The sequence below is a fragment of the Tabrizicola sp. genome, assembly GCF_051645465.1.
Lineage (GTDB): Bacteria > Pseudomonadota > Alphaproteobacteria > Rhodobacterales > Rhodobacteraceae > Tabrizicola.
The window spans coordinates 1-4,846 of the sequence record NZ_JBOFBI010000105.1 but is presented as its reverse complement, the minus strand read 5'-3'; the positions used below and the strand labels follow the sequence as shown (position 1 = coordinate 4,846).

Genomic DNA, 4,846 nt, shown 5'->3' with positions numbered 1-4,846 from the left:
CAAAGGAAATCGCATCGGCGACGGTCAGGGCGCCAAAGGATTTCGAGACATTCTGAAGGGCGAGAAGGGGCATTTCCGGGTGCGGTCCAGTCACTTGATCGGGGAGACCTTTGCGGATGTACGGCCCCCCTTCCACTTGCGGGCAGGGGGCTGCTGCGATGCGGTCGACGGTCAGATGATGGCTTCCATCACCCCACCGGTCGGCACGTTCGGCGCGGTCTTGTTGTCGACGATCACCAGGTCATAGCCGCCGCCATCCTTCAACCGCCACTGGCCACCGACAAGCGGCGTCTTCGCCACGTTCTTCACCGCAAAGGGCGGCAGACCGGCGCCATTGAATGCGATCGGGCCAACGATGGATTTGAGGTTCGTCGCCGCGATCGCCTCGGCCACCGCGTCGCCGTCACCTGCATCGCTGACGCGTCCCAGCACATCCGCCGCCATCTCGAACAGCGCATGGACAAAGCCGATGGGCTGCGTCCAGGGCCGGCCCGTCGCAGCAGTGTAGCCCGCCGCCAGATCGCCTGCCGACTGACCGGACAGCGAAGACGCGAAGGGGTGCGACGGCGACCACCAGACCTCGGACGACAGGTTGTGCCCGGTATCGCCCAGCGCCTCGACCGCCTGCGGGAACAGGATCGCCTTGCCGATGGAGGCAGCCTTCGGGGTAAAGCCTTGCTGCTTGGCCTGGGTCCAGAACGTGGTGAAGTCGGGCGGGATCACCACGCCGGTGACGATTTCCACGGACGCCGCCTTGAAGGCGTTGATCTGGCTGGAAAAGTCGTCCGTCAGGTTCTGGTAGCGCCCGGGATCGGTCAGCGTATAGCCCTGCGCCGCCAGCACCGGCGGAAAGCCGACGTTAGGATCGCCCCAGGCGTTGCCGTCGCCGTCGTTCGGGAAGAGACCGCCGACGGACTTGTTGGTCTCAAGCTGCCCCCACATGTTGGTGAAGACGGCGATGACATCCTCCAGCCCCCAGAAGAAATGATAGGCATAGTTGAACGGCGCCCAGGAGGCCGGATCACCAGGATTGCCCTGCTGGCCGATGAACCAGGGCTGCCACGGTGCCACCGTCGAGATGCAGGGGATACCCTCGGCCTCGCAGGTGGTGGCGACGGGGTTCGTCGTCTCGGGGGTGGAAGCCACCAGCATCAGGCTGACTTCCTCGTCGATGATCAGTTCCTTGGCCACCTCGGCCGCACGGTTGGGGTTTGACTGGCTGTCCTTGACGATCACCTCGATGGGCAGGCCCTTCTCGGCCGCGACCTTGGCAAAACCTTCCAGAATGAAGGCATCCGCCTCGGCGAACGCGGCCAGCGGCCCCGTCTGCGGGCTGACATAGCCGACCTTGATCGTGGCGCCCTGTGCCAGGGCGGGGGCGAAGAGCCCAGGCGTTGCAAGCACAAGGCCCGAAGCGGCGGTAGAGCGGATGAGGCCGCGGCGTGTTATCATGATGTTCCTCCCGTAAGTCGTTGTTTATTGTTGTTTCATGCGACCGGCGGCTCTCCGGCCCAGGCCCGCGCCAAAAGCGCGCGCAAGGGGACGGGGTCCACCGGACGCGGGTTCCAGTAGGGGTTTCTCGTCGCGATCTCCGTCGCGCGGTCGAGGTCGGCTTCTTTCAGTCCAAGATCGCGCAACGCCATGGGTGCGCTCATGCGGGCTGCAAAGGCGTGCAGCGCCGCCCCCGCAGTCGCGCCGCCCATGACCTCGGCCACCGGGGCCAGCAGGTCGGTGACGGCAGGTTCGGTATAGGCCACGGCATGCGGCAGGATCACCGCATGCGTCTCGGCATGCGGCAGGTTGAAGGACCCGCCCAGCGCGTGGCAAAGCTTGTGGTGCAGCGCCATCCCGACCTGCCCCAGGACGGTGCCGCAAAGCCAGGCGCCATAAAGCGTCTCTCCCCGCGCCGCCACGTCGCGGGGATCGGCGACAACCTGAGGCAGCGCGCGGGCGAAGGCGCGGATGCCTTCCATCGCAAGCATCGACGACAGGGGATTGCGGTCGCGTGCATAGAGCGCCTCGACGGCATGGGCGATGGCGTTCAGCGCGCTGGTCACCGTCATCGGCACCGGCAAACCCGCCACAAGATCAGGGTCGTAGATGATGACCTCGGGCTGCACGCGATCATCCGTTACGGTGGTCTTCAGCCCGTTTTCGGTCTGCCCCAGGATCGGCGTCGCCTCGGACCCGGCATAGGTGGTCGGAATGACAACCTGTGGCAAGTCGGTGCGCAGCGCGATCGCCTTGCCCAGTCCGGTCGTGGACCCGCCTCCAACCGCAACCAGACAGTCGGCCCGCACCTCGGCGACATGGGCCATCGCCTCGGCTGTGATCTCGACCGGCGTGTGCATCGCCGCCTTGGAAAAGATCCCTGCAGCCAGCGGCCCCAGATCCTCGGCCGTCCGCATCGCCGCTGCAACCTGCTGCGGCGTCGACAGGATCAGCGCCCGCGAACACCCCAGCGCCCGCACATCATCGGCAACCAAGCGGCTTGCGCCGACGCCAAACCTGACACGGACACGGGCAGTGCGGGCAGTGAATTCGGGCTGGAATAAGGACATCGGCCTTTGCCCCCTTTTGGCTTGAAGATACTGCGCCATGTCGGAAGGCTATTGTATCGAATCCCGACCTCGTCACATAACATCAGGTTATGAAGCTTGATCCCGAACACCTGATGATCCTGGCCGCGGTGGTTGATGGCAGTGGCGTGGTCGAGGGTGCGGCGAGCCTTGGCAAGTCGCAGCCCTCGCTGTCGCGCACCATTGCACTGCTGGAGGCGCGGATCGGCGAGCCGCTCTTCGACCGCTCGCGTCGCCCGCTGAAACCGACGGAACTGTGCGAAGCACTGGCGGCGCAGGGCCGCCGCGTGCTCGAGGCGCAACTTGCCGCGACTGACACACTGGACCGGCACCGTAGCGGCAAAGCCGGAGTGCTTAGGGTTGGCGGCTCGCCATTCTTCATGGATGGTGTCGTGTCCCCGCGCATCGCCGAGTTTCAGGTGCAAAACCCCGAGGTTCGGATCGAACAGCGCTACGGCTACTGGGGCGAGCTTTTGCCGCTCCTGATCGGCGGGGCGCTGGATGCGGCGATCTTGCCAATCCATCGGGCCTCTGCACCGACCGGCCTGCGGATGATCCGCCTGCTGCCAGGTCGCAACGTCATCGCCTGCCGGATGGGCCATCCGCTCCTTCGCAAGCGCAATCTGGCGCTGCCGGACATCGGCGCATATTCTTGGGTCGCCCCGCCTGCGGGAAGCCCGCTTTACAACGACCTGAAGTCGGTAGTGGCCGCCATCGGCCTGACCGATCTGCGCATCGCCTTTTCCGGCGGATCGCTGAATGCCGTCTTGTCCATGATCGCGGCCTCCGACGCGCTTACGGTGCTGCCCTATTCGGTGGTCTTCTCGCTGCGCCGCACCTTCTCGATCGAGGCGGTCAACATCCGCATCACGCATCCGGAACGCGACCTGTGCCTGGTGCTACGCGACGAGACGCCGCCGCCGCTCCTCCGCAAGTTCGAACGTTTCACCAATGCGGCCTTCGCGGCACTTGAGGACACGATCCTGCACGCCGAACGCAAGGCGCTTTGGCAAGGGGGCGACTGAGGCGGTCGGGGGTTGGATGAGGGCTCTCCGAAGAACGCTCCCCGCCGCGGCACGCAACGCACATGATCCGAACCCGGCGCCGTTGGTTTGCTCAGACAGTCAACCTCATCGCCATCAAGCGCGCTGCCCTTGATGGTCCCTTTGCATCAGGTTTTCACCAAGCACTTCTGTGGCCGACGGGCCGGGTCAGCAAAGCGAGTATCGGCAGCCGGGACTCAAAGAAAACCCGCAATCGACTTGGGCCTTGGCGCCCCCTCGACAAGGGAGCGCCGGGCATAGCTTCAGGTGGCGTGTCGGACCGGGTATGTTTACCGCGTCAGATAGCCGCCGTTTACGAACAGGGTCTGCCCGTTGATCCAAGCGCCTTCCGGGCCGGTCAGGGTCGCCACGACCGGCACGATGTCGGCCTCGGTGCCAAGCCGGCCCGAGGGCGCAAGGCGGGTCGCGAACTCGGTACTCTCCGGCGTTTCGGCGGAGTGGAAGAACGGGTTGTCCAGCGGGCCTGGCGCGATGTTGTTCACCGTGATGCCACGCGCGCCAAGCTCGCGCGCCATCATGCGACTGAACTCTTCGACCGGGGCCTTGGTGCCTGCATAGACGGCATAGCCCGGTGCCGCACCCGCTGTCAGCGAGGTTCCGATCGCCACGATCCGCCCCCCGTCGCGCAGCCGCCGCGCAGCCTCCCGCATCGTGTAGAACGTCGTGCGGGTGTTGTCGTTCAACAGCTTTTCGAACTCCTCATCGGCGAATTCGGCCACCGGTTTCTTGATGATGGCGCCCGCGGTATGGACGAGGATATCCGCCCCGCCGTATGTCGAGTCGGCCAGATCAAACACAGCGCGGGCCACGGCAGGATCGCCAAGATCGCCACTGACCAGTGCCGTGCGAACCCCCTCCGCCTGGACCAGCGCCGCGGTTTCTTCGACTTCGGCCAGCGTTTCGGCCCGATGGTAGTGCAGCACGAGGTCGGCCCCCATCCGGGCAAGTTCGACGGCATAGGCCCGCCCCTGGTTGTTGCGCGCGCCGGTGACGATGGCGACCTTGCCCGACAACGGGCGTGCGGCGGCGTCTTGCGCACTTGCGGAACTGCTGGCAACAGCGACGGCACCAATTCCGGCCAAGGCAGAATAGAGCGTCGCACGGCGGGTCAAAAGCACCTCTTCGGTCATGTCTGATCTCCTCTGGTTGAACGCATGTCGTAAAACGCGAGTTAGGTATCGGTAGAGTTGTTTGGAGTGCGAA

Annotated in this window: 4 protein-coding genes; 1 reads left to right on the top strand and 3 read right to left on the bottom strand. The window is 65.2% G+C overall.

Annotated elements, in window-relative coordinates; translation table 11 throughout:
• Positions 1–171: 171 nt before the first annotated feature.
• Positions 172–1,452: an ABC transporter substrate-binding protein gene (locus ACRCSW_RS06735; protein WP_438703664.1), complete on the bottom strand. Its 1,281-nt coding sequence runs from the start codon at positions 1,450–1,452 to the stop codon at positions 172–174.
• A gap of 35 nt (positions 1,453–1,487) precedes the next feature.
• Entirely contained in the window at positions 1,488–2,561 is a 1,074-nt protein-coding gene (locus ACRCSW_RS06730; RefSeq protein WP_438703662.1) for a maleylacetate reductase, read from the bottom strand.
• Between the two features lie 89 nt (positions 2,562–2,650).
• Here ACRCSW_RS06730 and ACRCSW_RS06725 point away from each other — a divergent pair, with 89 nt between their 5' ends.
• Positions 2,651–3,604, top strand: a complete 954-nt coding sequence (locus ACRCSW_RS06725; RefSeq protein ID WP_438703660.1) for a LysR family transcriptional regulator — start codon at positions 2,651–2,653, stop codon at positions 3,602–3,604.
• 308 nt (positions 3,605–3,912) lie between these two features.
• Here ACRCSW_RS06725 and ACRCSW_RS06720 read toward each other — a convergent pair whose 3' ends face one another.
• Positions 3,913–4,773 (bottom strand): SDR family oxidoreductase, encoded by an 861-nt coding sequence (locus tag ACRCSW_RS06720; protein ID WP_438703658.1) that lies wholly within the window; start codon positions 4,771–4,773, stop codon positions 3,913–3,915.
• Positions 4,774–4,846 lie beyond the last annotated feature (73 nt).